The sequence below is a fragment of the Paraburkholderia solisilvae genome (genome assembly GCF_902859875.1).
Classification (GTDB): Bacteria; Pseudomonadota; Gammaproteobacteria; order Burkholderiales; family Burkholderiaceae; genus Paraburkholderia; species Paraburkholderia solisilvae.
Map to the genome: position 1 here is coordinate 93,124 of NZ_CADIKF010000015.1, position 26,965 is coordinate 120,088.

The 26,965-nt window shown below is 65.3% G+C and carries 25 protein-coding genes; 9 read left to right on the forward strand and 16 right to left on the reverse strand.

Features of this window, described 5'->3' with window-relative positions; all coding sequences use genetic code 11:
• Window positions 1-23: 23 nt before the first annotated feature.
• Both HV675_RS11790 and HV675_RS11795 read left to right on the forward strand, forming a co-directional pair.
• The gene (locus HV675_RS11790) at window positions 24-281 is read left to right on the forward strand and encodes a hypothetical protein (RefSeq protein ID WP_175111083.1); all 258 of its coding nucleotides are present in this window, start codon (window positions 24-26) and stop codon (window positions 279-281) included.
• 450 nt (window positions 282-731) lie between these two features.
• Window positions 732-1,643, forward strand: coding sequence for an amidohydrolase family protein (locus HV675_RS11795; protein ID WP_175111084.1), 912 nt, complete (start codon window positions 732-734; stop codon window positions 1,641-1,643).
• Between the two features lie 107 nt (window positions 1,644-1,750).
• Here HV675_RS11795 and HV675_RS11800 read toward each other — a convergent pair whose 3' ends face one another.
• The 7 genes from HV675_RS11800 to kynB form a co-directional block, all read right to left on the reverse strand.
• On the reverse strand, window positions 1,751-2,998 hold the full coding sequence (locus HV675_RS11800; RefSeq protein WP_175111085.1) for a styrene monooxygenase/indole monooxygenase family protein: 1,248 nt from the start codon (window positions 2,996-2,998) through the stop codon (window positions 1,751-1,753).
• Window positions 2,999-3,151: 153 nt separating this feature from the next.
• Window positions 3,152-4,132, reverse strand: coding sequence for a sugar-binding transcriptional regulator (locus tag HV675_RS11805; RefSeq protein WP_175111086.1), 981 nt, complete (start codon window positions 4,130-4,132; stop codon window positions 3,152-3,154).
• 65 nt (window positions 4,133-4,197) lie between these two features.
• Window positions 4,198-5,685, reverse strand: coding sequence for a xylulokinase (xylB, locus tag HV675_RS11810; protein WP_175111120.1), 1,488 nt, complete (start codon window positions 5,683-5,685; stop codon window positions 4,198-4,200).
• A 258-nt stretch (window positions 5,686-5,943) separates the two neighbouring features.
• A complete protein-coding gene (gene dalD / locus HV675_RS11815; RefSeq protein WP_175111087.1) occupies window positions 5,944-7,353 on the reverse strand; it encodes a D-arabinitol 4-dehydrogenase in 1,410 nt (469 codons plus the stop codon).
• A 221-nt stretch (window positions 7,354-7,574) separates the two neighbouring features.
• Window positions 7,575-8,531 (reverse strand): tryptophan 2,3-dioxygenase, encoded by a 957-nt coding sequence (gene kynA, locus HV675_RS11820; RefSeq protein ID WP_175111121.1) that lies wholly within the window; start codon window positions 8,529-8,531, stop codon window positions 7,575-7,577.
• A gap of 34 nt (window positions 8,532-8,565) precedes the next feature.
• Window positions 8,566-9,816: a kynureninase gene (gene kynU, locus HV675_RS11825; protein WP_175111088.1), complete on the reverse strand. Its 1,251-nt coding sequence runs from the start codon at window positions 9,814-9,816 to the stop codon at window positions 8,566-8,568.
• A 73-nt stretch (window positions 9,817-9,889) separates the two neighbouring features.
• A complete protein-coding gene (kynB, locus tag HV675_RS11830; RefSeq protein ID WP_175111089.1) occupies window positions 9,890-10,519 on the reverse strand; it encodes an arylformamidase in 630 nt (209 codons plus the stop codon).
• A gap of 133 nt (window positions 10,520-10,652) precedes the next feature.
• On the opposite strand from kynB, the gene HV675_RS11835 reads away from it, so the two are divergent.
• Window positions 10,653-11,144: an Lrp/AsnC family transcriptional regulator gene (locus HV675_RS11835; protein WP_175111090.1), complete on the forward strand. Its 492-nt coding sequence runs from the start codon at window positions 10,653-10,655 to the stop codon at window positions 11,142-11,144.
• Between the two features lie 252 nt (window positions 11,145-11,396).
• On the opposite strand, the gene HV675_RS11840 is transcribed toward HV675_RS11835, so the two are convergent.
• Window positions 11,397-11,906: a flavin reductase family protein gene (locus tag HV675_RS11840; RefSeq protein ID WP_175111091.1), complete on the reverse strand. Its 510-nt coding sequence runs from the start codon at window positions 11,904-11,906 to the stop codon at window positions 11,397-11,399.
• 252 nt (window positions 11,907-12,158) lie between these two features.
• Between HV675_RS11840 and msrA the strand changes: the two genes are divergently transcribed.
• Window positions 12,159-12,713: a peptide-methionine (S)-S-oxide reductase MsrA gene (msrA, locus tag HV675_RS11845; protein WP_175111092.1), complete on the forward strand. Its 555-nt coding sequence runs from the start codon at window positions 12,159-12,161 to the stop codon at window positions 12,711-12,713.
• Between the two features lie 95 nt (window positions 12,714-12,808).
• Here msrA and HV675_RS11850 read toward each other — a convergent pair whose 3' ends face one another.
• The 3 genes from HV675_RS11850 to pdxH form a co-directional block, all read right to left on the reverse strand.
• Window positions 12,809-14,113 carry a DUF72 domain-containing protein gene (locus tag HV675_RS11850; RefSeq protein ID WP_246270197.1) on the reverse strand — a complete coding sequence of 435 codons (1,305 nt, stop codon included), beginning with the start codon at window positions 14,111-14,113 and terminating at the stop codon, window positions 12,809-12,811.
• A 119-nt stretch (window positions 14,114-14,232) separates the two neighbouring features.
• Window positions 14,233-15,450, reverse strand: a complete 1,218-nt coding sequence (locus HV675_RS11855; RefSeq protein WP_175111093.1) for an SAM-dependent methyltransferase — start codon at window positions 15,448-15,450, stop codon at window positions 14,233-14,235.
• Between the two features lie 160 nt (window positions 15,451-15,610).
• A complete protein-coding gene (gene pdxH / locus HV675_RS11860; protein WP_175111094.1) occupies window positions 15,611-16,249 on the reverse strand; it encodes a pyridoxamine 5'-phosphate oxidase in 639 nt (212 codons plus the stop codon).
• A 291-nt stretch (window positions 16,250-16,540) separates the two neighbouring features.
• Here pdxH and tcdA point away from each other — a divergent pair, with 291 nt between their 5' ends.
• On the forward strand, window positions 16,541-17,407 hold the full coding sequence (tcdA, locus tag HV675_RS11865) for a tRNA cyclic N6-threonylcarbamoyladenosine(37) synthase TcdA (protein ID WP_175111095.1): 867 nt from the start codon (window positions 16,541-16,543) through the stop codon (window positions 17,405-17,407).
• Between the two features lies 1 nt (window position 17,408).
• Here the strand turns inward: tcdA and trxA are convergent, their stop codons facing one another.
• Together trxA and HV675_RS11875 are read right to left on the reverse strand one after the other, a co-directional pair.
• The gene (gene trxA, locus HV675_RS11870; RefSeq protein WP_175111096.1) at window positions 17,409-18,257 is read right to left on the reverse strand and encodes a thioredoxin; all 849 of its coding nucleotides are present in this window, start codon (window positions 18,255-18,257) and stop codon (window positions 17,409-17,411) included.
• A gap of 103 nt (window positions 18,258-18,360) precedes the next feature.
• The gene (locus HV675_RS11875; protein WP_175111097.1) at window positions 18,361-19,242 is read right to left on the reverse strand and encodes a pirin family protein; all 882 of its coding nucleotides are present in this window, start codon (window positions 19,240-19,242) and stop codon (window positions 18,361-18,363) included.
• A 205-nt stretch (window positions 19,243-19,447) separates the two neighbouring features.
• On the opposite strand from HV675_RS11875, the gene HV675_RS11880 reads away from it, so the two are divergent.
• Window positions 19,448-20,329 (forward strand): EamA family transporter, encoded by an 882-nt coding sequence (locus tag HV675_RS11880; RefSeq protein ID WP_175111098.1) that lies wholly within the window; start codon window positions 19,448-19,450, stop codon window positions 20,327-20,329.
• A 66-nt stretch (window positions 20,330-20,395) separates the two neighbouring features.
• Here the strand turns inward: HV675_RS11880 and HV675_RS11885 are convergent, their stop codons facing one another.
• Together HV675_RS11885 and tsaE are read right to left on the reverse strand one after the other, a co-directional pair.
• On the reverse strand, window positions 20,396-21,970 hold the full coding sequence (locus tag HV675_RS11885; protein WP_175111099.1) for an N-acetylmuramoyl-L-alanine amidase: 1,575 nt from the start codon (window positions 21,968-21,970) through the stop codon (window positions 20,396-20,398).
• The gene (gene tsaE / locus HV675_RS11890) at window positions 21,952-22,503 is read right to left on the reverse strand and encodes a tRNA (adenosine(37)-N6)-threonylcarbamoyltransferase complex ATPase subunit type 1 TsaE (protein WP_175111100.1); all 552 of its coding nucleotides are present in this window, start codon (window positions 22,501-22,503) and stop codon (window positions 21,952-21,954) included. The genes HV675_RS11885 and tsaE overlap by 19 nt, the downstream gene beginning before the upstream one ends.
• A gap of 89 nt (window positions 22,504-22,592) precedes the next feature.
• On the opposite strand from tsaE, the gene queG reads away from it, so the two are divergent.
• From queG to xerD, 3 genes are all read left to right on the forward strand, one after another.
• Window positions 22,593-23,837 (forward strand): tRNA epoxyqueuosine(34) reductase QueG, encoded by a 1,245-nt coding sequence (gene queG, locus HV675_RS11895; RefSeq protein WP_377700625.1) that lies wholly within the window; start codon window positions 22,593-22,595, stop codon window positions 23,835-23,837.
• An 85-nt stretch (window positions 23,838-23,922) separates the two neighbouring features.
• A complete protein-coding gene (locus HV675_RS11900) occupies window positions 23,923-24,393 on the forward strand; it encodes a methylated-DNA--[protein]-cysteine S-methyltransferase (RefSeq protein WP_175111102.1) in 471 nt (156 codons plus the stop codon).
• The gene (xerD, locus tag HV675_RS11905; protein WP_175111103.1) at window positions 24,390-25,337 is read left to right on the forward strand and encodes a site-specific tyrosine recombinase XerD; all 948 of its coding nucleotides are present in this window, start codon (window positions 24,390-24,392) and stop codon (window positions 25,335-25,337) included. Before HV675_RS11900 ends, xerD begins: the two co-directional genes overlap by 4 nt.
• Window positions 25,338-25,411: 74 nt before the next feature.
• On the opposite strand, the gene HV675_RS11910 is transcribed toward xerD, so the two are convergent.
• Window positions 25,412-26,920, reverse strand: coding sequence for a class I adenylate-forming enzyme family protein (locus HV675_RS11910; RefSeq protein WP_246270204.1), 1,509 nt, complete (start codon window positions 26,918-26,920; stop codon window positions 25,412-25,414).
• Between the last annotated feature and the right edge of the window lie 45 nt (window positions 26,921-26,965).

Here is a 26,965-nt window from a genome sequence, read left to right on the forward strand (position 1 = left end):
AGGCTCTTTGACTGGAGAAGATCATGCACATCGAAACGCTTGGACGATATCAACTGGTGCTGTCGGCGATGCAGTCCATTCAGAACGGCGGCTGGACTGCGTATGCAGCGGTGCGCACGCTGACGACGCAGGCCACCGAAGACGCCGATGTGCTGCCGTATCAGCGCATCGAGAGCGAGACGCTGTACGCGAGCGAGGCCGCGGCGATCGAAAGCGCGCGCAGTGCGGCGCTGCAGGCGATCGCCTCGGGCGCGCGGGCGACGCCGGCCGGCGCGATGTGACGATCGACGTGTGTCGGGACGGGCGTGCTTGCTGCTCGCCGCCCGCCGCCCGCCGCCCGCCGCCCGTCGCCCGTCGCCCGTCGCCCAATTTCGCAGCGCCCTGCCCGGGGCGCAGATCGCCTGAGCGGCAGCGGGTTCTGGCCCGGGTACGCAATTCTGATGCGTCGCCCGCCCAGCGAGGTTCGGCGGTTTCCACCGGAATACCGTAGATCGCTTTGAGCACGTTGTCCTGCATGCGTCGCTCCGGCGAGCCTTGCATGATCAGCGTGCCGTCCATCTGGCTTCAGTCCTGTTTCGACGCGTGCGCGCCCGCACAGCGCGGTGTGCAAGCCGCGGGAATCACCGTTAGTGTGCGCAACTGCCTTGATACGCGCGGCCATCAGCGCCTATGCTGTGCATTGCACCCTGCCGAGGTGCCGATAGCGCCAGCACTCACGCGACGAGGCTGCCATGACCATCCCGCACCGCATCGTAGACTCGCATATTCACTTCTACGATCACACGCACAATCGATATCCGTTCTTTGAGCGTCGCGATGCGGGTCTGGAAGCGTTTGTCGGTAACTATGACGCGCTGCCGCGCCGCTATCTGCCGGCCGACTATCTCGCGGATGCCCGTGGCCATCACGTCGAAGGCGTCGTTTGGCACGAGTTCCTGTCGACCGATGCGTACAAGGAAGCGGTCTGGGCGCAGCAGTTGGCCTGCAAAGGCGAATTGCGCATCGCGCTGTGCGCGCTCGTCGATTTCCTCGACCCCGATCTCGAGCAAACGCTCGAGCAATACGCGGACTTGCCGAATCTGACCGCGGTGCGCGAGCACGTGGTGTGGGACGACGCGGATCCCCTGAAGCGGTTTGCCAGGCGTCCCGATCTGATGCGCGATCCGGCATGGAACAGACAGTTGCCGTTATTGAAGCGCTATGGCCTGAAATGCGGGCTGTATGCGTGTGCGCATCAATTGCCCGATCTGATCGAAGTCGTGCGCCGCCACCCGGATATCGGTTTCACGACCGCGTTGCTCGGCTGGCCGCTGGATCTTTCGGATGAAGGCTTTACGCGCTGGAAGCGCAGCGTCGCCGACCTCGCGGCATGCGACAACATCCGCATGGACATCTCCGCGCTCGAATGCATCTTCGGCGTGAAATGGCAGACTCATGACGCGGCGCGCTGGGTAGCGACGACCATCGAAACGATCGGCGCATCGCGCTGCATGGTCGGCAGCCATATGCCGATCGCCGGGCTGTCGACGGGGTTTGCCGAGGTCTACCGGCGCTATGCGGAGATGTTTCGCGATTGCACGGCAAGCGAAGTCGACGAGCTGTTTTATGGCGTCGCGAACCGCTGGTTCATGCCCGGCAACTAACTGACGATGTCGGCTTGATCGACACCGGTGACTGGAGGTGCGGCCACACGCCGACGCTGCGCCGGCCGCACTGCGATACGGGAAGCATCGGAATCCTGTTCAAATGGTTACCCGGTTACGGGCACGGCAGCCTGACGCTGTGTGATGAACTGCTCGCACGCGTGCTCGTCCTCCCACCACGGGAAGAGCGCCGGCGGATCGTCGAAGCCATTGACGATCGCACTCGCCACCGCAGGCGTTCGCGTCGCCGCATCCAGCAACTGCACGCGATAAGCCGGTGGCGGCATCAGCAGCGAATTCGTCCACTGCACGACGAACTGCGCATAGGACCAGTATTGCTCGAAGGTCTGTTCCATCCAGTCGCGCGTGAACGGCTGGTCGCCGCGCGCCAGAATCGCATCGAGGTAGACCTTGCAGGCCTTTGCGGCGCTGCTCGACCCTTGACCGGAAATCGGATCGTTGACTACCACCGCGTCGGCGAGACCGAAGACCGCCCGTCCCGACGGCAACGACAACACCGGTTTGCGTACGACCGGCGCAAACGCACCGGCCAGCACGCCTTGCGCATCGGTCAGCTCCGCGCGTTTAGCGCGGTCGTACTCGCGCGGCAGATAGGTTCGCAACAGGCGTCGGACCGCATCCAGCTGCTCGCTCGGGGAAAGCGCATCGCGCGACAGATCGAACGGGCCTTGCGGGATGCCTTCGAAGAACATGATGTGGCACGGACCGCTCAACGTGAGCGCGGGAATCACGAAATACTCGCCGACGCCCGGCACGGCGTTGAACGACACCCGCGCGTAATCGTTCGCTTCCTTGAGGCCGTGCACATAGGTCAGCGATAGCGCACGCTGCGGCGTGTCGAACGAAGCGCGCGACGCATCGCGCTCGAGCAGTTGTGCGACCTCGCCGCGGCCGGCTGACAGGACCACGAGATCGTGACTCTTCGCGAGCGCTTCCAGTTCGGCGACACCGGCTTTCTGAATCGACACGCGCGCGCCGCGCGCTTCGAGCTTCGCGAGCCACGCGGGCATCTTGATGCGCTGATCGACCGATTGGCCCGGCCGATCGAGCCGCGCCTTCCAGTCGATCAGCGGACCGCCGCCCGGTTCAGGGCTTTGCAGCGTGAATGAGATACCTTCGACGGACGGACACACATCGTCCCAATCGTTGACGCCGAGATCGCGTTCGATCTGCAAGGCGGCCCCGAACATGCATTGCGAGGACAACACCTTGCCGTTGCGAATTTCGTCCGGCGTGCGATCCGACACGACGGTGACCTCGTAGCCGTGATCGAGCAGTCCGAAGGCGAGCGGCAACCCTGCCTGGCCCGCGCCCACAATCGCGATTCGACGCATTCGACTTCTCCCGGGTTAGATAGCGTTTCAAGCTACCTAACGGAGAAGCCTCTGTCACATGGAAGGCACGAAACGATCGACAGGGCGGCGAAGGGACAAGGCGGCGCAGTGATGAAGTAACGAAGAAGGCCGCGAGTCGAACGGCGTCAGGCGTCAGCGCGCGGTCTCTTTCAACCCGGCGTCGACGGCGTCTTCGAGCGCCGCGCGTGCGCACCGCTCGTCAGTGACGAGCCCCGAGAGCCAGCCGCCTTTGAGCGCGGCAATCACCGCGGTGCGCTTTCTTTCGCCGCACGCAAAGCCGATCGTCGGTCGCTTCGGCGGTGAAACCGGCCGTATGCTGGTTACGCGCCGTTCGGTCGGCGACTCGATGCGCGCGCCGTCGGCCGAAATCGGCAGCCCGTGCAATTCCGCGACCGCGCCGAGTTCCATCAACTCGGCCACTTCATCGGACGTGATAAAGCCGTCGTCGTGCAGCGGACAGTGCGGGCCGATATTGCCGATCCCGACAAACGCGACATCCGCTTCGCCGGACAGCGACTCGACGATCCGGTAGAGGCGGTGATTGCACCACTGCGCGCGCTCCGGCTCGCTATCGGCGATCAACGGCGCGGGCAGCAGAAAATATTTGCCGCCGGTCTTCTCGGAGATATGCAACGCGACGTCGTAGCGATTCGACGACCCGTCATGCGCGATCGCGCCGACCATCGATACCAGCCGATGCTGCGGCCGCTCGAGTTGCGCGACCTGATCGACCACGGCCTTCAGCGTGCGACCGCTGCTGACCGCGACGACCATCGGCTTTTCTTCGCTCAGATACCGCTCCATCACCTGCGCGCCGGCGACCGCGAGCTTGCGATCGATTTCTTCCTGCGTGTCGTTATCGACCGGCACGACTTCGCACATCGAGAGCCCGTAGCGCTTCGACAGTTCATCCGCGAGCGCGAGACACTCGGCCAGTTGATGGTCGACCCGCACGCGAATCAGGTTCTTCTCGACCGCGAACGCGACGAGCCGTTGCGCGACGGGCCGTGACACCTGCAATTTTTCGGCGATCTCGTTCTGCGTGTTGCCGGCCACGTAGTACAGCCAGGCGGCGCGCGTCGCGAGATCGAGTTTTTCGCTGGACTTGGGCACGGTGAATAAATGCGTGGGCGAGGGCCTGACGGGCGATAAGCGATTCGGGCGACCCTGGCGACGGGCTACGCCGGCGAGTCGCCGCTCGCGGTCTGCGCGAATAACGGCTTCAGTTGCCGGTACAGTGCGCGGTAATGCTCGAGCCGCTTGCGCAGCACCGCGTGCCGCCGCGGATTCGGCGTGAACTCGAGTTCGACCGGCGGCTTGGTCAGCACCTGCGCCGGATCGCCGCCCGCCGCGAGCCAGCCGAGGCGCGCAGCGCCGAGCGCGGCGCCGGTCTCGCCGCCGCCGTGCTTGCGCGTATTCGTATTGAGCGCGTCCGCGAGCAGTTGCGCCCAATAGTTGCTGCGCGCGCCGCCGCCAAGCAGCGACAACGCGTTTACTTCGGTGCCGGCCGCTTTCAGCGCATCGAGCCCATCGGTCAACGCGAGCGTCACGCCTTCGAGCACCGCGTAGCCGAGCAGCGCGCGATCGGTCGCGTGCGTCATGCCGAAGAACACGCCTTGCGCATACGGGTCGTTATGCGGTGTGCGCTCGCCGGACAGATACGGCAGGAAGATCGGCGCATGCGTGAGCGCATCATCGGGCAGCGCTTCGATTTCCGGCAGCAGGGATGTTTCGTTGGTGCCGGTCAGCTTGCATACCCAGCGCAGGCAGCTTGCCGCCGACAGCACGACGCTCATCTGATGCCAACGGTCCGGAATCGCATGACAGAACGCATGCACCGCGGACTCGGGGTTCGGCCGGAAGCTGTCGCCGATCACGCACAGCACGCCCGATGTGCCGAGCGACACGAAACCATCACCCGGTTGCGTCGCGCCGATGCCGATTGCGCTCGTCGCATTGTCGCCGCCGCCGGCCGCCACGACGACCGGCTCGCGCAAGCCGAGCTCGCGCGCGAGTTCGGCTTTGAGCATGCCCGACGGCGCGCTGCCTTCCGCGAGCGCCGGCATATGCGCGCGCGTCAGATTGCAGGCGGCGAGCAGTGTGTCGGACCAGTCGCGTTTCGCGACATCGAGCCACAGCGTGCCGGCCGCATCCGACGGATCGGACACTTTGCCGCCAGTCAGTTGCAGACGCAAGTAGTCCTTCGGCAGCAACACGCATGCAGTGCGTTTGAAAATCTCGGGTTCGTGCCGCGCGACCCACAACAGCTTCGGCGCGGTGAAGCCGGGCATCGCGAGATTGCCGGCAATGCGATGCAGTTCGGGCGCGCGTTCGGTGAGCTCCGCGCATTCGTCGACGCTGCGCATGTCGTTCCACAGAATGGCCGGACGCAGCACGCGGTCTTGCGCATCGAGCAGCACGGCGCCGTGCATCTGGCCTGACAGGCCGATGCCGCGAATCTGCGCGAATTCGTCGGGATGCCGCTCGCGCAATGCGAAGAGCGCGGCGCGCGTGCCTTCCCACCAGTCGATCGGGTTCTGCTCGGACCAGCGCGGATGCGGGCGCGACACCGTAAACGGTGTGCCCGCGGTGCCGATTACGCGTCCATCGGACGCGAGCAGCAGGACTTTCACTTCGGACGTGCCGAGATCGATGCCGAGATACATGGGCGCGATACCTTCGTCGGTCAAGATGCGCTACTTTAGCCGCATGCGGCGGGCGATGCCATGGGCGTTAGACCTGGCTCGCTCGCAAACGGTGTGTTGAGTTGCGGCGCGGTCACTATGTGGGTTTGCGTGCCGCGTGGCTGCGCGGTGTCCGCTCATCCGGTCGCGATTATCGCGTGGCCGCGCACGCGATGCCGCACGAGCCGCGGGCAGACTGCGACCAGCCAACCTGTCGACACGCATCGCTCATTGCGCAGCTCACGTACGCTTGTTGAGCCATTGGTCGACGCGTGCCACCGCCGCGCGCACCGCATGCTCGAGCGGCGGCGTCTGCGCCATGCTGCCCCATAGCAGGCGGTCCGCGCAAAACGCTTTCACGGGGTCCGGCGCCGCAAAGAACCCGCGCGCGACCTTTTCGTCCATCACGCCATCCTGATACGTGTACGGCAATTCGCCCCGCTGCCAGCGGTCGAGGAAGCGGAAGAACAGCGCGGGCAGCATCGCGGTCGCGGCCGGCTCCTTGCCGCGTGCGAAGGTTTCGGAAAGCGTCGGTGCGATAAAGCCGGGAATCTTCGAAAAGCCGTCCGCGGCGACGCGCTGGTTCGTGTCCTGGATAAACGGGTTGCTGAAGCGCTCGAGCACCACGTCGCGATAGCGGCCGAGGTCGATCGGGCTGGGCGTCAGGCACGGCATCACATCCTGCGTCACGTAGTCGTATGCGAAGCGCTGGATCTCCGTGTCGATCGTGCCTTCGTGGATATAGCGCAAGCCGACCAGCGTGCCGGCCCACGCGATGCAACTATGCGTCGCATTCAGAATGCGGATCTTCGCCTCTTCATACGGCAGCACCGAGTCGACCAGTTCAGCGCCGACCTTTTCCCACGCGGGACGCCCCGCGCGAAAGTGATCTTCGATGACCCACTGGATAAATGCCTCGCCCATCACCGGGCACGCATCGTCGACGCCGGTCGCGGCGCGCACGCGTTCGCGCACATCGGGCGTCGGGCGTGGCGTGATGCGGTCGACCATCGAGGTCGGGCTGGTGGTGTTCGCGTCGAACCACGCGCGCAACGCGCTCGCGCCGCGCCGGTCGAGAAACGCGGTCATCCCCGCAAGGAAGCGATGGCCGTTGCTGCGCAGGTTGTCGCAGGTCTGCAGCGTGACGGGGCCGCCGTTGCGCTGCATGCGCGCGTCGAGAATCGCGGCGAGCGCGCCATAGATGGTTGTGCGCGCACCGTTCAGATCGGCGGCGAGATCAGGGTTGCCGGTATCGAGCCGGTCGTGCTCGTCGAGGTAATACCCGCCTTCGGTGACCGTGAACGAAATGATCTTGCAGGCGGGGTCGGCGCCCGCGTCGATCAGCGCTTGCAGATCCGCGGACCACGGCACGACGCGGCTGATCGAGCGGACCGTTTCATACTTGCGCTCGCCTTGCGGCGTGACGGTTTCCAGCGTGTAGGCGCCGTGTTGCGCGGCAAGCGCGTCCATCACCGCATTCATGTCGCTGCGGATATTGCCGACCGCGAGCGACCAGTGGGGTTCGCCCTCGACCCGCGCCTCGTTGAGCCGGTGCAGATACCACGCCTGATGGGCGCGATGAAACGAGCCTGCGCCGATGTGCAGGATCACGTGCGCGTTCGCGCCGCTGCCGCTCGGGTCGCTGTTCATGATGTGTCTCCTGATTGTTCTGCGCGCGTGGCTGCTGTCGGGGCGGCCCGCATGAGTGTCGTGCGCGAGTCTCGTGCGCGAATGGTTTGCGCGAGTGCGTCGAGCTAAACGCAGAGCATTTGCTCTGTTTGTGAACTTATGATCGTATTGGCGACAGGGAAAGTCAAGGCGGCACGACGAGGTTTTCGTGCGGCAGTGCGGCATAAAAGGACGAGCAGGGCTTAGAGCACGGTGCGTACGTGCCACAGTTCCGGGAACAGCACGACGTCGAGCATCTTGCGCAGATACGGCACGCCCGCGGTGCCGCCGGTGCCCGCCTTGAAGCCGATGATCCGCTCGACAGTCGTCACATGCCGGAAGCGCCACTGGCGGAACTCGTCCTCGAGGTCGACCAGCTCTTCGGCCATTTCGTACAGTTCCCAGTGCTCGGACGGGTGACGATACACGTCGAGCCACGCGGCTTCGACGCTCGCGTCGTATTCGGTCGGCGTCGTCCAGTCGCGCTCGAGCCGCTCCGGCGCGATCGCGAAGCTGCGCCGCGCGAGCAGACGCACGACTTCGTCATAAAACGACGGCGCTTCGAGCAGCGGGCGCAGCTCAGCCAGCACGTCGGGCTGGTGCGCGTACGGCTCGAGCATCGGTTCGTGTTTATTGCCGAGCAGGAATTCGAGCGCCCGGTACTGATACGACTGAAAGCCCGACGAACTGCCGAGGTACGGCCGCATCGACGTGTACTCGGACGGTGTGAGCGTCGCGAGCACATCCCAGGCTTGCACGAGCTGCTCGAAGATGCGCGACACGCGCGCGAGCATCTTGAAGGCGCGCGGCAACTCGTCGCGATGAACCGCGGCAAGCGCGCCGCGCAGTTCGTAGAGCGCGAGCTTCAGCCATAGCTCGCTGGTCTGGTGCTGGATGATGAACAGCATCTCGTTGTGATCCGGCGACAACGGATGCTGCGCGGACAACAGCGTGTTCAGCGACAGGTAGTCCGCGTAGCTCATCGACTTCGACATATCGAGCTTCGCGTGATGCCAGCCGCTGTTTTCAGCGGCGTGGTCGTTGTCACCGGCGTTCCGTTCGCCGGCCGCCATATGCGGCGCATGCGGGCTGTGCGGGACCTGCGCGCCGCCGTGGCCGGCGTCCGGCCCATGCGGCCGCTCGTCGTCCTGCAGCTTCATCGGGTCGGTGGTCATCGCGCGCTCCCCGCCTGGCTCAGGTCACCGCGACGCGCGCGGCAAATTCCGCGGCGCGCCACGTTTCGTTGACCAGCACGTCGCGCAGCGCCTCGACCGCGTCCCACACGTCGGCATAGCGCGTATAGAGCGGCGTAAAGCCGAAGCGCAGCACCTGCGGCTCACGATAGTCGCCGATCACGCCGCGCGCGATCAACGCCTGCATCACCTCGTAGCCGTGCGGATGCGTGAAGCTCAGTTGCGAGCCGCGCTGCGCGTGTTCGCGCGGGGTGACGAGACGCAGCGGAAATTCATCGCAGCGCGCCTCGACCTGTTCGATAAACAGATCCGTCAACGCGAGCGACTTGTCGCGAACCGCTTGCATATCGGTTTGCAGAAACACGTCGAGTCCGCATTCGATCAGCGCCATCGACACGATCGGCTGCGTGCCGCACAGAAAGCGGCCGATGCCGTCGTCCGGTTCGTAGACCGGGTTCATCGTAAAGACCGCGCGATGTCCCCACCAGCCCGACAGCGGCTGCTCGAACGCATTCTGGAGCCGGTGCGGCACCCAGACGAATCCGGGCGCACCCGGGCCGCCGTTCAGGTACTTGTACGTGCAGCCGACCGCGCCATCCGCGCCGACGCCGTTCAGATCGACCGGCACCGCGCCCGCGGAATGCGCGAGGTCCCACAACACGAGCGCGCCTTTCTGATGAATCAGTTGCGTGAGCGCCGCCATGTCGTGCATCGCGCCGTTGCGGTAATTCACATGCGTGAGCATCGCAACCGCGGTGTCCGGTTGCAGCGCGGCCGGCAGTTCCGATGGATCGTCGATCAGACGCAGTTCATATGCGCCGTCGAATTGCGAAATGAGGCCCTGCGCAATGTACAGGTCGTTCGGAAAATCGCCGCGCTCCGCGACGATCACCCGCCGTTTCGGGTCGCGCTGCTTTTGCAGCCGCAATGCGGCGCCCAGCAGCTTGAACAGATTCACCGAAATCGAATCGGTGACGACCACTTCGTTGTGCGCGGCGCCGATCAACGGCGCGAGCTTGTTGCCGAGGCGCTTCGTGAGCGTAAACCAGCCGGCCGTGTTCCAGCTGCGGATCAGACCTTCGCCCCATTCGGCGGCGATCACGACCTGCGCGCGCTGCGCGGCCGCGGCGGGCGGCACGCCGAGCGAGTTGCCGTTCAGATAGAGGGTGTCGGGCGACAGCGCGAACTGCGCGCGCAGCGGTGCGAGCGGATCGGCGGCGTCGAGGGCGAGGGCTTCTTCTCGGGTATTCATCGTTATCCAGTAGTGGATCAATCGTCATCGGTGAGGGTCATCCGGCCGCGCGGGCGGATTCGCGCGGGACCTGCTACAGCGCGCGCAACACCGCGCGCACGGGGCTCGCATCGAGCGTCGTGAATTTGAGCGGCAACGCGATCAGCTCATAGTCGCCCGCGTCGACACCGTCGAGCACGATGCCTTCGAGAATCGCCATCTGGTGGACGCGCACGCGGTGGTGCGCATCCATCGTTTTCGAATCCTGCGGGTCGAGCGACGGCGTGTCGATGCCGATCAGTTTCACGCCATGCGCGGCGAGCAGATCGATGGTGGCCGGCGCGACCGCGCAGAACGCGCGATCCCATTCGCGCGCCGGCGCCCGCGCATAGGTGCGCAGCAGCACGCGCGGCGGGATGCCGTCCAGTGCCGCGGCAAGCCGGTCCGGCGTGACTAGCGGCGCCGCGCCGATGCAATGAACCACACGGCATCGGCCCAGATAGGCGTCGAGCGCCACTGCGCCGATTGCCGCGCCTGCGGGGTCATAGTGAAGCGGCGCATCGGTATGCGCGCCGGTGTGCGGCGACATCGTCAGCCGCGCGACGTTGACCGGCGCGCCGGCCTCGATGCGCCACACGCGCTCGACGCCGACCGGCGTGTCGCCGGGCCATACCGGCGTGGCCGGATCGACGGCCGGCGTGAGGTCCCACAGCTTGCGGTCCATGCGCTGCGCTCCCGCTGTCGTGTCCATGACGTCGATGATAGGCCGGTTGGTGCGCAATAGGGTTGCGAAAAAAGCTCGTTATTTCCGCTTGTTTGGAACATAATTTGAACAAGACGGAAAAGGGAGACCGAAAATGAACGCGATCTCGCTCGACGCCACCGATTGCCGTATCTTGACGGTGCTTCAGCACGAAGGACGAATCAGCAATCTCGATCTGGCGGAGCGGATCTCGCTGTCTCCGTCGGCTTGCCTGAGGCGGTTGCGCCTGCTGGAAGAACAGGGTGTCATCGAACGCTATCGCGCGTGTTTGAACCGCGAAGTGCTGGGGTTCGAACTCGAAGCGTTCGTGCAGGTGTCGATGCGCAACGAACAGGAAAACTGGCACGAACGTTTCGCGGAAGCGGTGCGCGACTGGCCGGAGGTGATCGGCGCATTTGTCGTGACGGGCGAGACGCACTATCTGCTGCACGTGCTCGCGCATCATCTCAAGCACTATTCAGATTTCGTGCTCACGCGCCTGTACAAGGCGCCCGGCGTGCTGGACATCCGCTCGAACATCGTGCTGCAGACGCTGAAAGAAGACTCCGGCGTGCCGGTCAGTCTGGTGCCGGGCGCGAAAGCGTAGCGCGATCAATTGCGCAGGCCGGAGGTTGGTTTCGCGGGCGAATCCGGCAGGCAACCACAAACGCAATCGCAGTCGCAGTCGCCTTCGCAATCACGAATCATCGGGTCTGCGGCGCATCGTCGCTCGGGCCGGCGCCCGCATGCCGCGCCCGGAATTGCCAATTCAGAAAATGCACCGTCGCGCAAACCATACGGGCCCGCGATCGCAATCAGCCGGCGCATTGCGCTTTTCGCGCGCGCCGCGCGTCGTTCGTTACAGCGGCTTCACCGTATGGAATATGCCGTTCTGGAACACCAGCGGCTCGATCTGTTGCGCATCCTCGCGCACGCCGCAACGCTCCACTTCGCCGACGAAAATAACGTGGTCGCCTTCCTCATAGCGGCTGCGGTTATGACACTCGAACCACGCGAGCGCGCCTTCCAGCACCGGCATGCCGGTATCGCCCGCCGCGTGCGCGACGCCTTCGAAGCGATCGCCTTTTACCGTCGCGAAGCGTTTGCACAGATCGAGTTGCGACGCGGCCAGTACATTGACGACATAATGACTGTTCGAGCGGAATACCGGCATCGACGCGGAGCGTGTCGACAGGCTCCACAGCACGAGCGGCGGCGCGAGCGACACCGAATTGAACGAGCTGGCCGTGATGCCGAGCAGTTGACCCGACGGCGCGCGGGTCGTGACCACGGTGACGCCGGTGGCGAACGTGCCGAGCGCGCGACGAAACGCGGAAGCGTCGAAATTGGGCGGCGTGGCGTGCTTCATGCGTTGGCCAGCGCCGGCAGCGCTTCGTCGGCGGTCTGTTGCGCGCGGATTGGAAAAACTGAATCGAAGGTCATGTAGATTTTCGGCGAATTGACCCAATTTTAGCGGAATCGCGCGGCGCTTCCGCGAAGGCCCTACGGGCGGCGAAGCAAGCCGTGTGCGGTGCGAAGCTTGTCGCCGGTCGCCGGGTGGCACATGGAACAGTTGGTGCATCAGTCGCAACACAGCATTCGAACAATAGGAGCGAGCAGCATGAGTCAGTCAGTCGAAACCGCCACGCTCGGCGGCGGATGTTTCTGGTGTCTCGAAGCGGTCTACCTTGATGTCGACGGCGTGACGTCGGTGGAGTCGGGTTATGCCGGCGGCCAGGTCGACCGTCCCTCGTACGAACAGGTGTGCGACGGCGACACCGGCCACGCGGAAGTCGTGAAGGTCGAGTTCGATCCGTCGAAGATCACCTATCGCGAGATTCTCGACATCTTCTTTGCGATTCACGATCCGACGCAATTGAACCGGCAGGGCAACGACGTCGGCACGCAATACCGGTCGGTGATCTTCACGCACTCCGATGCGCAGCGCGATACGGCTTTGCAGGCGATTCGCCAGATCGGTGCGCAAGGCATCTACGACGGCCAGATCGTCACGCAGGTATTGCCGCTCAACGGCAATTACTGGCCGGCCGAAGCCTATCATCAGAACTATTTCGCACAGCATCCGAATCAGGGCTATTGCTCGTTCGTCGTCGCGCCGAAGGTCGCGAAGTTCCGGCAGAAGTTCGCGCACCGGATCCGAAGCAGCCGGGTGTGAGCAAGGCGGCGGCGCGTCGCGTGATAACGGCCGCCGCGATCGATGTTGTGCTGATCGATTTCCTTGATGCTTCGTGCTTCGTTCAAGCAGCCGGATCACGCCGGTTGCACGGCGCTTTCCTCCCGCAGCCGCACACACGCGGCTGCGATCTCGCGTGCAAGCTGCACGCAACTGAGCGGCGCCGAGCCTTCCGCCTTGTTGTTCACCGCGATCAGCACCGGCTGCCCAGCAATCGCGTAACGGGCCGCGAGCTCGGCAAGCGCGGTGCGAGTAGCCGGGTCTTCGTCGACAAGCTTGTCGAACGGATCGTATTTCGCCTTCGCCTGTTCGTATTTGAAACCGCTGTGCAGGCTCCACCGCACGATCAGCGGGCCGGCCGGCGCGTCGTCCAGCAGCGCAAGTGCGGCTGCCTGCCGCAGCGGGTCGGGCATCCGCGCGTGCAGGCCGACGCAATAGCGCACGCCGGCGGCCTTCAGCATGCGGATGAAGCGTGGCGTCAGCAGGCACGCGTCGCGAATTTCGACTGCGTAGCAAGGGCCTTCGGGTAGCGTGGGCAGCGCGGCGAAAAAGGCGGCAAGCCGGTCGATCAATGCGGCCGGCTCCGCGAGCAGCGTGTCGGGCAGCGGCGAGAACTGGAACACGAGCGCGCCCGCTTTCGCGCCGAGCCCGTCGAGACACGGTCGCACGAATTCATCGGTGGCGAGCTGCGCATTCAGAAAACACGGGTTCGGCGAAACCGGCTCGCCGCGTTCCGCGCGCACGGTCGCGTCGGTCACGAGCGCCGGCGCTTTCACGATAAATCTGAAATGCTCGGGCACCTGTTGCGCGTAGCGCAGGTATTCGGCGAGCGTGAGCGGCTTGTAGAACGAACGGTCGATGCTGACCGTGCGCAGCAACGGATGCGCGCCATACGCGCTCAGCCCATCGCGCGACAATTTGCTGTTGCTGTAGTCATCGCCGTAGACGATGTCGCGCCAGCCGGGAAACGACCACGTCGACGTGCCGAGGTGCACGTGCGGCGGCAGCGTCTGCGCAATCGCGACGACTTCGGGGTTCGGCACGGCGGCGAGCACGCCCTTCGAAGCGCGGCGCTTTCCGGGCGCCGGCGCGGCAGACGCCGGTTCGCCGTGCGTCGTCGCGGATGGCGCCGGCGCCGCTTCGTTTGCCTGCCGGTTTGCTTCGCGTCCCGTTTCGGCTTCCCACAGCGAAGCCGCCGCGTCGTTGCGCGGCCGGGCTGTGCGGGGAGCGGCGCTAACGGCCGAAGCGCTTGCGGAGGTTGCGCCTTGATCCGCGGAAGACGGCGGCGGTGTAGCGTCAGCGGATGGTTCGTCCACCGGCTGGCCGAACATGTCGAGTTGCCCGGCTGGCGCGTTGTCGTTGCGGGCGCGGCGCGCTTCCATCGATTCCTTTGCGTTTCATGCAGGCGCCGGAGCGCGTCTGCGACGCGTCCGGCGCGTAGTGCTTTCCATCGGGCTCAACTAGCGGGCTCACCCATCGGGCTCACCCACCTGGCGGCATATTAGAGCGGCGTGTCGTACATATACCGGCGCGACCATGGCAGCGTCGTTGCGCTGCGGCCGGCGCGGCGGCACACCACCTGGTAGATCGACACGTCGTCGTGTTCGAACGCGTACGAACAGCCGGCGAGATACACGCGCCAGATGCGGAACTTCTCGTCGTCGACGAGCTTTTTCGCCTGGTCGGCCTTCGCCTCGAACTTCTCGGTCCAGAGGTCGAGCGTACGCGCATAGTGACGGCGCAGGCTTTCGATGTCGATCGCCTCGATGCCGCCGCGCTGCATCGCTTCGAGCACGAGCGCGATATGCGGCAATTCGCCGTCCGGGAACACATAGCGGTCGATAAACTCGCCGCCGCCGAGCGCCGTTTCGCCGCTGTCGGCATCGCTCGACGTGATGCCGTGATTCATCGCCACGCCGTCTTCGGCGAGCAGATCGTGAATCTTCCGGAAATACGCCGGCAGGTTCTTGCGGCCGACGTGCTCGAACATACCGACGCTCGTGATCCGGTCGAACTGGCCGTCGAGGTCGCGATAGTCCTGCAGACGGACCTCGATGCGGTCCGACAGGCCCGCCGCCTTGACGCGTTCGGTGGCGAGATCGAACTGGTTCTGCGACAGCGTGACGCCGACGCACTGCGCGCCGAATTTCTGCGCCGCGCGCAGCATCAGCGCGCCCCAGCCGCAGCCGATGTCGAGCAGGCGCTGCCCGGGTTGCAGCTCGATCTTGCGCAGGATGTGGTCGATCTTCTTCAGCTGCGCGGTGGCGAGGTCTTCATCGCCGTTCTCGAAGTACGCGCACGAGTACACCATGTTCTCGTCGAGCCACAGCTTGTAGAACTCGTTGGATACGTCGTAGTGGTACTGGATCGCTTTCTTGTCCGACGCCTTCGAGTGATTGAAGTAGCGCGCCACGCGCGCGAGCTTGCTCGTGTTGTTCTTGACCGTGCTGCGCGCCAGCGAGTAGCCGATGTTGATCACATCGGAGAGCTTGCCCTCGATGTCGATCTTGCCCTTCACATAAGCTTCGCCGAGATTGTCGAGGCTCGGGTCGAGCAGCAGCCGCATCGCCGATGCTGTCTTGACCTTCAGCGTGACCTGCGGCTCGGTGAACTGGCCGAAATCGTGTTTCTGACCATCCCATAGCACGAGACGGGCGGGCAGATTCGATTGCGTCCGTACTTCGTCGACCCATTGCGCCAGCTTTTTCTCCCAGAACATTCGATCTCTCCGTATCCAATGAATCAAAAGCAAAGCCTGACGAATCGGCCTGCGCCCGCGGGTGCCGTGCAGCTTGCGCGGTGGTGAGCACGATCCGTTCGGCGTATGCGGCCCGACCGCGACCGCGCCCCTTGCCGGTATTGCCGGTGTTACCGCTGGATCAGGGTGACAGGCGGGCGATCTGCCAGCCGCCGCGGCCGTCGCGCGTATAGCGCATCCGGTCGTGCAGCCGGGACGGCCGGCCTTGCCAGAATTCGATCGTCTCGGGGACTACGCGATAGCCGCCCCAGTGCGGCGGACGCGGGGGGTGGTCCCCATATTGTGCCCTCACCGCCTGCTCACGCGCTTCGAGCGCGGCACGGCTTTCGATTACCTGACTCTGTTCGGAGGCCCATGCGCCGATGCGCGACGCGAGCGGCCGCGACGCATAGTAGGCGTCGCTTTCCGCGGCGCTCGTCTGCTCGACGCTGCCCTCGATGCGCACCTGGCGCTCGAGCTCGATCCAGTGGAACAGCAGGCTCGCGCGCGGGTTATCCGCGATCTCGCGGCCCTTGCGGCTTTCGTAGTTGGTGAAGAACACAAAGCCGCGCGCGTCGGCGCCTTTGATCAGAACGATGCGTGCCGACGGGTAGCCGCGCGGGTCGACCGTGGCGAGCGTCATCGCATTGGGTTCCGGCAGTTGGGCTTCGATAGCCTGCGCGAACCACTTGTCGAACTGACGGATCGGATCGCGATCCAGGTCGGCTTCGTCTAGCGAACCCAGCGAATAGTTTTTTCGAAGTTCAGCGAGTGAGCTCATGTTGTTATGCAAGCGCTACAGTGGAGTCAGTATAGCGAAGGACGCATTTTTTTGTGGCTGGTCAGATCAACCGCCGTGTACATCGTGACGTGAGAATCGCGTGCCGGCGTGTGCGACTGGACGCGTAACGGGAGCGCGGCAGGACGACGGCCGGAATCGGTCGCCGCGCGATCAGGCAAAATGGAGGCCTCGCCCGTCCGGTGCGGCGATCCATACCGTGCTTCGCGCCGCTGTTCGCGCCACGGTTCGCACCATTCTTCGCACCACTGTTTGCCCGATATCAAGCCGATCATGTCAGCCTCTCACGTTGCCGCGCCTGTCGATGTTACTACCAGCCACACGGGGAATGAAGCCGATCGCGCGCGGCGCTTCGGCGGTGTGGCGCGGCTGTACGGTCCGGCCGCGCTCGCCGCGTTCGAGCGCGCGCATGTCGCGGTGATCGGCATCGGCGGCGTGGGTTCGTGGGCGGTCGAGGCGCTTGCGCGCAGCGCGATCGGCACGCTCACGCTGATCGATCTCGACAACGTCGCCGAAAGCAATACGAACCGGCAGATTCATGCGCTCGACGGCAACTACGGCAAGCCGAAGGTCGATGCGATGGCCGAACGCATTGCGCTGATCGACCCGCAGTGCGATGTGCGCGTCATCGAAGACTTTATCGAGCCGGACAATTTCGGCACGCTGCTGGGCGGCGGCTTCGATTTCGTGATCGATGCGATCGATAGCGTGCGCACGAAAACCGCGCTGATCGCATGGTGCGTCGAGCATGGGCAACCGCTTATCACGGTGGGCGGCGCGGGCGGGCAACTCGACCCGACCCGCATTCGCATCGACGATCTCGCGCAGACCATTCAGGACCCGCTGCTGTCGAAGGTGCGCGCGCAGTTGCGCAAGCATCATGGCTTTCCGCGCGGACCGAAGGCGAAGTTCAAGGTGAGCGCCGTCTATTCAGACGAACCGCTGATCTATCCGGAAGCCGCGGTCTGCGATATCGACGAGGAAGCGGGGCACGTCGCGACCTCGCCCGGACATGCCGGGCCGGTCGGACTGAATTGCGCGGGGTTTGGCTCGAGCATCTGCGTGACCGCGAGCTTCGGTCTCGCCGCGGTCGCGCATGTGTTGCGCGCGCTCGCACAACGCGAGCGCGCGTTGACGTGACTCAGTAAAGGGCGGCGCTCAGCTTGCGCCGCCACTTCGCGACCAGTTCCGGCTGGTGAGCGGCCAGATCGAACACCGACAGCATCGTCTTGCGGCCGATGTCGTCGCGAAAGGCGCGATCGCGTCGGACGATTTCCAGCAACTGTTCCAATGCGCCTTCGTACTTGTGGCGCGCGATAAACGCGCTCGCCAGATCGAAGCGTGCGTCGAGATCGTCCGGGTGCTGCGCGACGCTGGCTTCGAGCGCATCGGTCGGCGGCAGGTCGGCTGCGGCGTCGAGCGCGTCGAGGCGCGTTTTGATTGCGTTGAAGCGCGCATCGATGCCCTGCGTGGTTTTCGGCGACAGCAGCTCGACCTGCTGACGCGCCTCGTCGACGCGGCTGTCCGCGAGCAGCAGTTCGATCAGGTCCATACGTGCGTCGTCGAAGCCCGGATCGAAAGCGAGCGCTTCCTTAAGGAAATCGTAAGCTTCGGCGGGCCGGCCTTCCGCGATCGCCGCGGCGGCTTCCGCTCGCGCGGCCTCAGCGCCGTTCGGCACGAGCCGGTCGAGGAACGCGCGCAACTGGCCTTCGGGCAGCACACCGATGAACTGATCGACCGGCCGGCCATCCGCGAACGCAACGACGTGCGGAATGCTGCGCACCTGGAAGTGCGCGGCCAGCTCCTGGTTCTCGTCGACGTTCACCTTCACCAGCTTCCATTTGCCGTCGTATTCGGCTTCGAGCTTCTCGAGCATCGGGCTCAAGCTCTTGCACGGCCCGCACCATGGCGCCCAGAAGTCGACCAGCACGGGCGCGAGCGTCGAGCCGGCGATTACGTCCTTTTCAAAAGTGGCCAGAGTGGTGTCCATCGCATCCTCGTGATCAAACGTGTCGGCGGGTTAATTGAGGGCAGGAAGCATCAATTCAATATAGCAACGGCAAGCAAGCGCCTTGCCTCGCCCGCATCGGCGGTCAGCCCGGCTTGCGCTCCGGCAGCGGAATCCATTCGGTTTCGCCGGGCACCTGGCCCATTTCCTGATTCGTCCAGGCGATTTTTGCGCGCTCGATTTTCTCGCGCGAACTCGCGACGAAATTCCATTCGATGAAGCGTTCGCCCTCGAGTTTTTCGCCGCCGAGCAGCATCACCGTTGCGCCGCTGCGGCTCGCGAGCGTCGCCGTTTCGCCGGGCGTGAGCACGGCCATCTGCTCGGCCTCGAGCGGCGTGCCGTCGATCGACAGGTCGCCTTCGACCAGATAGACGCCGCGTTCGTCGTGCTCGGGTTCGAGCGCGATTGCGCTGTCCGGCGTGAACTGCGCGGCAACATACAGCGTGCCGGAGAAGGTGCGGGCGGGCGATGCATGGCCGAACGCGCTGCCGGCGATCACGCGCAGCGTGACGCCGTTGCGCTCGAACTCCGGCAGCGTGTGGGCCGCGTGATGTTCGAAAGACGGCGCACAGTCTTCGTCGGCGAGCGGCAACGCGACCCAGGTCTGGATGCCGTGCACGCGCGAGTCGCGCGCGCGTTCGTCGTCGGGGGTGCGCTCCGAGTGAACGATGCCGGACCCGGCGGTCATCCAGTTCACGTCGCCGGGCACGATCTTCTGCTGCGAGCCGACGCTGTCGCGATGCATGATCGCGCCTTCGAACAGATAGGTGACCGTGGCGAGCCCGATATGCGGGTGCGGGCGCACGTCGATGCCGACGCCGGCAGGCAGCACCGCCGGCCCCATGTGATCGAAAAAGATAAACGGCCCGATGAGGCGCGCGGCCATCGCGGGCAGCACGCGGCGCACCGCGAGATTGCCGATGTCGCGCAAATGGGGTTTCAGAACCGCTTTGATCGATGAGGACATGAGTGGACACTCGGACGGTGGGGCGGGATCGTCATTCTACTGCCCGAAGGTTGAGGCACGCAGCCATCCCTTGAAGCGGCGGGCCTGGTCGCGTCTGGATGGCGATGCCTGGGGTGTCGCGGCAGCAGGCGCCGCGCCGAGCGCCGCGCGCTCCGGTAAACTCCGACATCTTCACCTGACCAAACGCAAAAACGGAGACGCGCGAATGTCGCCAAAAGACTTGCTGCTCGCGCTGGTCGTGGTTGTCGTGTGGGGCGTCAACTTTGTCGTGATCAAAGTCGGCTTGCACGGCGCGCCGCCGATGCTGCTCGGCGCGCTGCGCTTCACGCTGGCCGCGGTGCCGGCGGCTTTCTTCATCAAACGCCCGCGCGTGCCGTGGTTCTGGCTGATTGCCTATGGCGCGACCATTTCCCTCGGCCAGTTCGCGTTTCTCTTTTCGGCGATGTATGTCGGTATGCCGGCCGGCCTTGCGTCGCTCGTGCTGCAGGCGCAGGCGTTCTTCACACTGGTGTTTGCGGCGTTGTTCCTGCATGAGCGGTTTCGCGCGCACAACGTCGCGGGCCTCGTGATCGCGGCAATCGGTCTCGCGGTGATCGGCATGCAAGGCGGCCACGCGATGACGCTGACCGGTTTCGTCCTGACGCTATGCGCAGCCGCGATGTGGGCGCTCGGCAATGTCGTCACGAAGAAGGTGGGGAAAGTGGACCTCGTCGCGCTTGTCGTATGGGGCAGCCTGATTCCGCCGGTGCCGTTTTTTCTGCTGTCGTACTGGCTCGAAGGACCGCGGCGGATGGTCGATGCGCTGTCGACCATCGGCGTGAATTCGATACTGGCGATCGTCTATCTCGCGTTTGTCGCGACGCTGCTTGGCTACAGTTTGTGGAGCCGTCTGCTGTCGCGTTATCCGGCCAGTCAGGTCGCGCCGTTCTCGCTGCTGGTGCCGATCGTCGGTCTGGCGTCCGCGGCGATGCTGCTCGACGAACAGCTGTCGGCTGCGGAAATCGCGGGTGCGGTTGTGGTGATGGCGGGGCTTGCGGTGAATGTGTTCGGCGGGTGGGTTATCCAGCGGCTTGCGCCGGCGCGTTAGTTGGCCAACCGCGTCGGCCAACCGCACCTGCAGCGCGCGGACAGCGCGGCATGCGCCGCCCGGCCTTCAGGTCATCCGGCTCTTCGCGAGCGGCGGATTCGCCGCGAAATAATGCTTGATGCCGTTCATGATCGCGGTCGCCATCCGGTCGCGATACGCGTCGTCATTCAGACGCCGCTCCTCGTCCGGGTTGCTGATGAACGCGGTCTCGACGAGGATCGACGGGATATCCGGCGCCTTCAGCACCGCAAACCCCGCCTGCTCGACCGAGCCCTTGTGCAGCTTGTTGACCTCGCCGACTTCCTTCAGCACGAAATTGCCGTACCGCATCGAATCGCGAATCTGCGCGGTGGTCGACATATCGAATAGCGCGCGGTTCACCGCCGCATCGGCCGACTTGATGTTGATGCCGCCGATCTGGTCCGACGAGTTCTCCTTGTTCGCCATCCAGCGCGCCGCCGCGCTCGAAGCGCCGTGCTCCGACAGCGCAAACACCGATGAGCCGCTGGCTTCGGGCGTCGTGAACGCATCGGCGTGGATCGACACGAAGAGGTCGGCGCCGACGCGCCGCGCCTTCTGCACGCGCACGTTGAGCGGCACGAAGAAGTCCGCGTCGCGCGTCATCATCGAGCGCATGTTCGGCTGCGCGTCGATCTTCGCGCGCAGCTTCTTCGCGATATCGAGCGCGACGTGCTTTTCATAGGTGCCGCTGCCGCCGATCGCACCCGGGTCTTCGCCGCCGTGGCCCGGATCGATCGCGACGGTCAGCAGCCGCACCGTGTTGCTCTTGCCCTTCGGCGTGGTGAATGCGTAGTTGTCGCTGTCGTCCGAATCGGCGTCGCCGTCGTCGTTGTGCGCAAGTGCCGCAGGCGGCTGCGCCGGCTTCGCGGACGGGCGCGGCGTAGGCGCAGCATTCGCGCGTGCCTGCGTCTGCGCGCGCGATTGAGCGGTTGCGCCCGGCGCCGCGGATGGCCCCGCAGGCGCGGGCGTATCGGTTTGCGCGTACTTCTCGAAGAACGCATCGCTGTTGTCGGCGTTGGCGGGCGGCGCTGACGGGCCGTTGAGCGTCGCGTTCGGCGGCGCGCTTTGCTCCTGCAGACGCTGCTCCTTGCGCTCGCTCTGCGCGAGCAGGTCCATCAGCGGGTCCGGCGCGACGGCCGGATACAGATCGAACACGAGCCGGTACTTGTACGAACCGACCGGCGGCAGCGTAAATACTTGCGGCTTCACCGAGCCTTTCAGGTCGAACACCATCCGCACGACATGCGGCTGATACTGCCCGACCCGCACCGATTGAATCTGCGGATCGTTCGGCGTGATCTTCGATACGAGGTCTTTCAGCGCCTGGTCGAGATCGAGGCCGTTCAGATCCACCACGAGCCGGTCCGGACTCTGCAGCAGTTGCTGGTTGTTCTGCAGCGGCTGGTCGGATTCGATCGTGACGCGCGTGTAGTCGCGCGCCGGCCATACGCGCACGCCGAGCACGGAGCTGGCAAACGCGAGGCGCGGCACCGACACGCTGAGGCCGAGTACGAGGGTCGACGCGCCGGCACGCAGAATCTGGCGGCGCCGCCAGTTGTGCGATGCGGTGGCGGCGGATTCGATCGAGCGGAACGGTTTGATCAACATCTTTCGAGACATGCTTTTCCTGATTCGCTGTACGCCCGGGCGGTCAGCCTGCGCCCCTCGCCGTCGACTTCCAGCGAGAACACGAGATCCGGCACACCCAGTAAAGGTCCCGCACGCTGCGGCCATTCGATGAGACAGATCGCACCGCTGTCGAAATACTCGCGAAAGCCCGCATCGGCCCATTCGTCCGGATCGTTGAACCGGTACAGATCGAAGTGATAGAGCGCGAGTTCCCCATCGGGTCGCTGCACCGTATAAGGTTCGACGAGCGTATAAGTCGGGCTGCGCACCCGGCCGGCGTGACCGAGCGCGCGCAAGGTTGCGCGCACGAGCGTGGTCTTGCCGGCGCCGAGGTCGCCGATGAGATGCACCTGCAAACCCTTGAACGCCTGTTTGCCTTTGCGCGGTTCGTCGCGTTCGGCTTCGAGCGCTCGCGCAAACCGTTCGCCGAACGCCGCGGTGGCGGCTTCGTCCGCGAGCGTGACGGTGCGCTCGAGCAGGACGTCGGCAGCAGGCAGTATCGCGTGGTCGGGTTGAACGGGCATTCTCGTAAAATGACGTGATGGACCGAAGCCAGCAGCATTCCGTTTCCGGTACGCCCGACTCCACCAGCGGCCCGCGCACGACACATTCTGTGCAGCATCGTTTCGACGAAGCCGCGCTGGCCGCGCTCGCGTCGCGCATCAAGACATGGGGGCGCGAGCTGGGTTTCGGCGAGGTGGGTATCAGCGATACAGACCTCGCGAGTGCCGAAGCCGGCCTCGCCGCATGGCTCGACGCAGGCTGGCACGGCGAGATGGATTATATGGCCAAACATGGGATGAAACGCGCACGGCCTGCCGAGCTTGTGGCCGGCACGCTACGCGTGATTACCGCCCGTATGGCCTATCTGCCGTCGGCGACAGGGGCCGGAAAGGGCCTTGAAAGCGGTGCGGCGGGGCAGCTTCGAGAGCGCGACGAGGGCGGCGAGCCGAGCGCTTACGTGCGCGGCCGACAGCTTGCAGGCGTGCCGGATGAGCACGACTGGCGCAGCCATGAACACGCGCGCCTCGCGGACCCGGCCGCCGCGGTGGTATCGATCTACGCACGCGGCCGTGACTATCACAAGGTGATGCGCAACCGTCTGCAGCAACTCGCGGAGAAGATCGAAGCCGAGGTCGGCGCGTATGGCTTTCGCGTGTTCACCGATTCGGCGCCGGTGCTCGAGGTCGAACTCGCGCAGAAGGCGGGCGTCGGCTGGCGCGGCAAGCACACGCTGCTGTTGCAGCGCGACGCGGGGTCGCTGTTTTTTCTCGGCGAAATCTATCTCGATCTGCCGCTGCCGACCGACGCGCAAAGCACGCCTGAGCGCGCGCCGCAGACCGCGGGCGCGCATTGCGGCCATTGCACGCGTTGCATCGACGCGTGCCCGACCGGCGCGATCGTCGCGCCGTACAAGGTCGATGCGCGGCGCTGCATCTCGTATTTGACGATCGAACTGAAAGGCAGTATTCCCGAGGAATTGCGGCCGCTGATCGGCAATCGCGTGTACGGCTGCGACGACTGTCAGCTGGTGTGTCCGTGGAACAAGTTCGCGCAGGCCGCGCCGGTCGCGGACTTCGACGTGCGTCACGGGCTCGATCGCGCGTCGTTGACCGAACTGTTCAGCTGGAGCGCGGACGATTTCGACACGCGGATGCAGGGCAGCGCGATTCGCCGGATCGGCTACGAATGCTGGTTGCGCAATCTGGCGGTCGGCATGGGCAATGCGTTGCGCGCCGAGCCGGGCAGTCTCGCGCCGCCCGCGCGCGCAGCGATTGTCGACGCGTTGCGCGAGCGCGCCGACGACCCGTCGCCGCTCGTGCGCGAACATGTGCAATGGGCGCTCGAAGCGGCGTAGAGTGCCGGATGAGCGCCGCGATGGCTGAATGCAGCGGCTGAAGTGGCGAGCGCCTCGTCGCCGCTATCGGGAGGAAATGTTCATCATGTACAACGCAGTGATCGATGCGCCGTTCGGCAAGATCGGCGTTCGCGCCGAAGGGGCTTACGTGCGCGAGATTGTTTTTCTGCCGGATACGGTGGCAAGCGTCGAGCCCGACACCGCGCTTGCGAAGGAGGCCGTCGCGCAGCTCCAACGCTACCTCGAACACGCGTCGGCGACCTTCGATCTGCCGCTTGCCGGCATCGGCACCGCCTTCCAGCGGCGCGTCTGGCAGGCGATCAGCGCGATCCGGCCCGGCGTCGTGCTGACCTACGGGCAACTGGCGAAAGAGATCGGCAGCGTGCCGCGCGCGGTGGGCCAGGCGTGCGGATCGAACGCGTTCCCGATCGTGATTCCGTGTCACCGCGTGGTTGCCTCGGGCGGCATCGGCGGCTTTGCGCATCACGGCGACGACGGGTACTACCGCACGGTCAAGCGCTGGCTGCTTGCGCACGAAGGCGTGGGCGACGCATGAGCGACGCTGTCATTTCCGATCCCGCTGGCGCGCCGCCCGCCGCATCGCCTCTTTTCCAGTCGAGCAGCGCATCGATCGATGTGTTCTGCGACGCGTTGTGGCTCGAACACGGCTTGTCGCGCAATACGCTCGATGCCTACCGGCGCGATCTGCGGCTCTTTGCCGAATGGCTCGCGAGCGCCCGCGACGCATCGCTCGATACCGCTGGCGAGGCGGATCTCACCGCCTACAGCGCGGTGCGTCAGAAGGACAAGTCGACCTCCGCGAACCGGCGCCTGTCGGTGTTCCGGCGCTACTACGCGTGGGCCGTGCGCGAGCATCGCGCGGCGACCGATCCGACGCTGCGCATCCGTTCCGCGAAGCAGCCGCCGCGTTTTCCCGCGACGTTGACCGAAGCGCAGGTGGAAGCGTTGCTCGGTGCGCCCGATATTGCGACTCCGCTTGGCTTGCGCGACCGCACGATGCTCGAGCTGATGTACGCGAGCGGCCTGCGCGTCACGGAGCTCGTCACGCTGAAGACGGTCGAGGTCGGCCTGAACGAGGGCGTCGTACGGGTGCTCGGCAAGGGCGCGAAAGAGCGTCTGATTCCGTTCGGCGAAGAGGCGCACGGCTGGATCGAGCGGTATCTGCGCGAGTCGCGGCCCGCGTTGCTCGGGCCGCGTTCGGCCGATGCGCTGTTCGTCACCGCGCGTGCCGAGGGCATGACGCGCCAGCAGTTCTGGAACATCATCAAACGCCATGCGGCGGCGGCCGGCGTGCATGCGCCGCTGTCGCCGCATACGCTCAGGCACGCGTTCGCGACGCATTTGCTGAACCACGGCGCGGATTTGCGCGTCGTGCAACTGCTGCTCGGACATACCGATATCTCGACGACGCAGATTTATACGCACGTGGCGCGTGAGCGATTGAAGTCGCTGCATGCGGCGCATCATCCGCGCGGGTGATGGGAAGCGCGGGGTTGATGCGAGCGATCGCTGCGCTTGAGATTTGCGGCGCGGTGAGGGCAAGCACCTTGGCGCTACACGAGATCCTTCAGCTTGTGCTTCAGGATCTTGCCGGTCGACGCGGCCGGCAGCGCGTCGAGCACCCTCACTTCGGCGGGGCGCTTGTACGGCGCGAGGCGCGCACCGCACCATTGGACCAGTTGCGCCGGCGACGTTTGCGCACCGGCCGCGAGTTCGACGAACGCAACCACGTCCTCATTGCCGTGCGCAGCCGTGCGGCCGATCACCGCCGATTGCACGACATCCGGATGAGCATTGAGTACCTGTTCGACTTCGACCGGGTACACATTGAAGCCCGAGCGGATGATCAGTTCCTTGCTGCGCCCGACGATATGCAGCGCGCCGTCGCGTTCCTGCCGCACGAGGTCGCCCGTTCTGAGCCAGCCGTCGCCGGGGAGCGCCGCATTCGTTTGTGCGGCGTTGCGGTAGTACCCGAGCATGACGTTCGGACCGCGTACCCATAGCTCGCCGACTTCGCCGCGCGCGACATCGGCGCCATCCGGCGACACGAAGCGCACCTCGATGCCCGGAATCGGCGGACCGACCGAGCAGTCGACGCGCGGTGCATCGAGCAGCGTTTGCGCGACGGTCGGGCTCGTTTCGGTCATGCCGTAGCCGTTGTGCAGGGGGACGCCGTAGACGCTTTCGACGCGCGTCTTGAGCGCCGGATCGAGCGGCGCGCCGCCTGAATACGCGAAACGTAAACGCGCAGCGGACCAGGCGACGCGCTGCGTGTGCAGATAGTCGAGCAGCTTCGCGTGCATGGCGGGCACACCCTGGAAGATCGATATGCGTTCTTCCGCGAGCGCGCGGTACACGGCTGGCGGCGCAAAACGCGGCGCGAGCCGCAAGGTCGCGCCCGCATAGAGACTGCCGAGGCACACGGAAGCCAGCCCGTACACATGCGAAACCGGCAGGACCGTATAGACGACATCGTCCGGACCGACCCGGCGCAGCGTGCTGGATATGGCCGCAATAAAGAGCAGATTGCGATGCGACAGCATCACGCCCTTCGGTGCGCCGGTGGTGCCGGTGGTGTAGATCAGCGCGGCGCACTGCCGCTCGCTTGCAGCTTCGACCGGTTCGGCAGGCGCGCTGGCGTCGCACGTGTATGACCATGCGCCGATGTCCGGCGCAAGCACGGGGGCGGGTTGCGCCGCCGCTTGCGCCGCATGCCCGGCGGCATCCGGTGACGTTTCGGTTGCGTATGCAACGACACGAGGCCGCGCATGCTCGCGAATAGCATCGAGTTCCGCCGCCGCGAGCCGTGCGTTGCACAGCAGCGCCCACGCATCGAGTTGCGCCGCCGCAAACAGCAGCACGATTTGCGCGATGCAGTTTTCCGCGACGATCATCACGCGATCGCCGCTGCGCACGCCCCACTCGCGCAGCAGTGCGGCGACCGCGTGCGACGCGCCGGCGAGTTGCCCGTAGGTGAGCCGCCGCGCGTCTTCGATCAGCGCGAGATGTTGAGGGTCGCGCGCCGCGCCGCGTGTCGGGATGCCGCCGATGCGCGCCGGCAGCGAGGCGAGCCATGCGGCTGCGCCGACTGCCGTATGCGCGGGTGC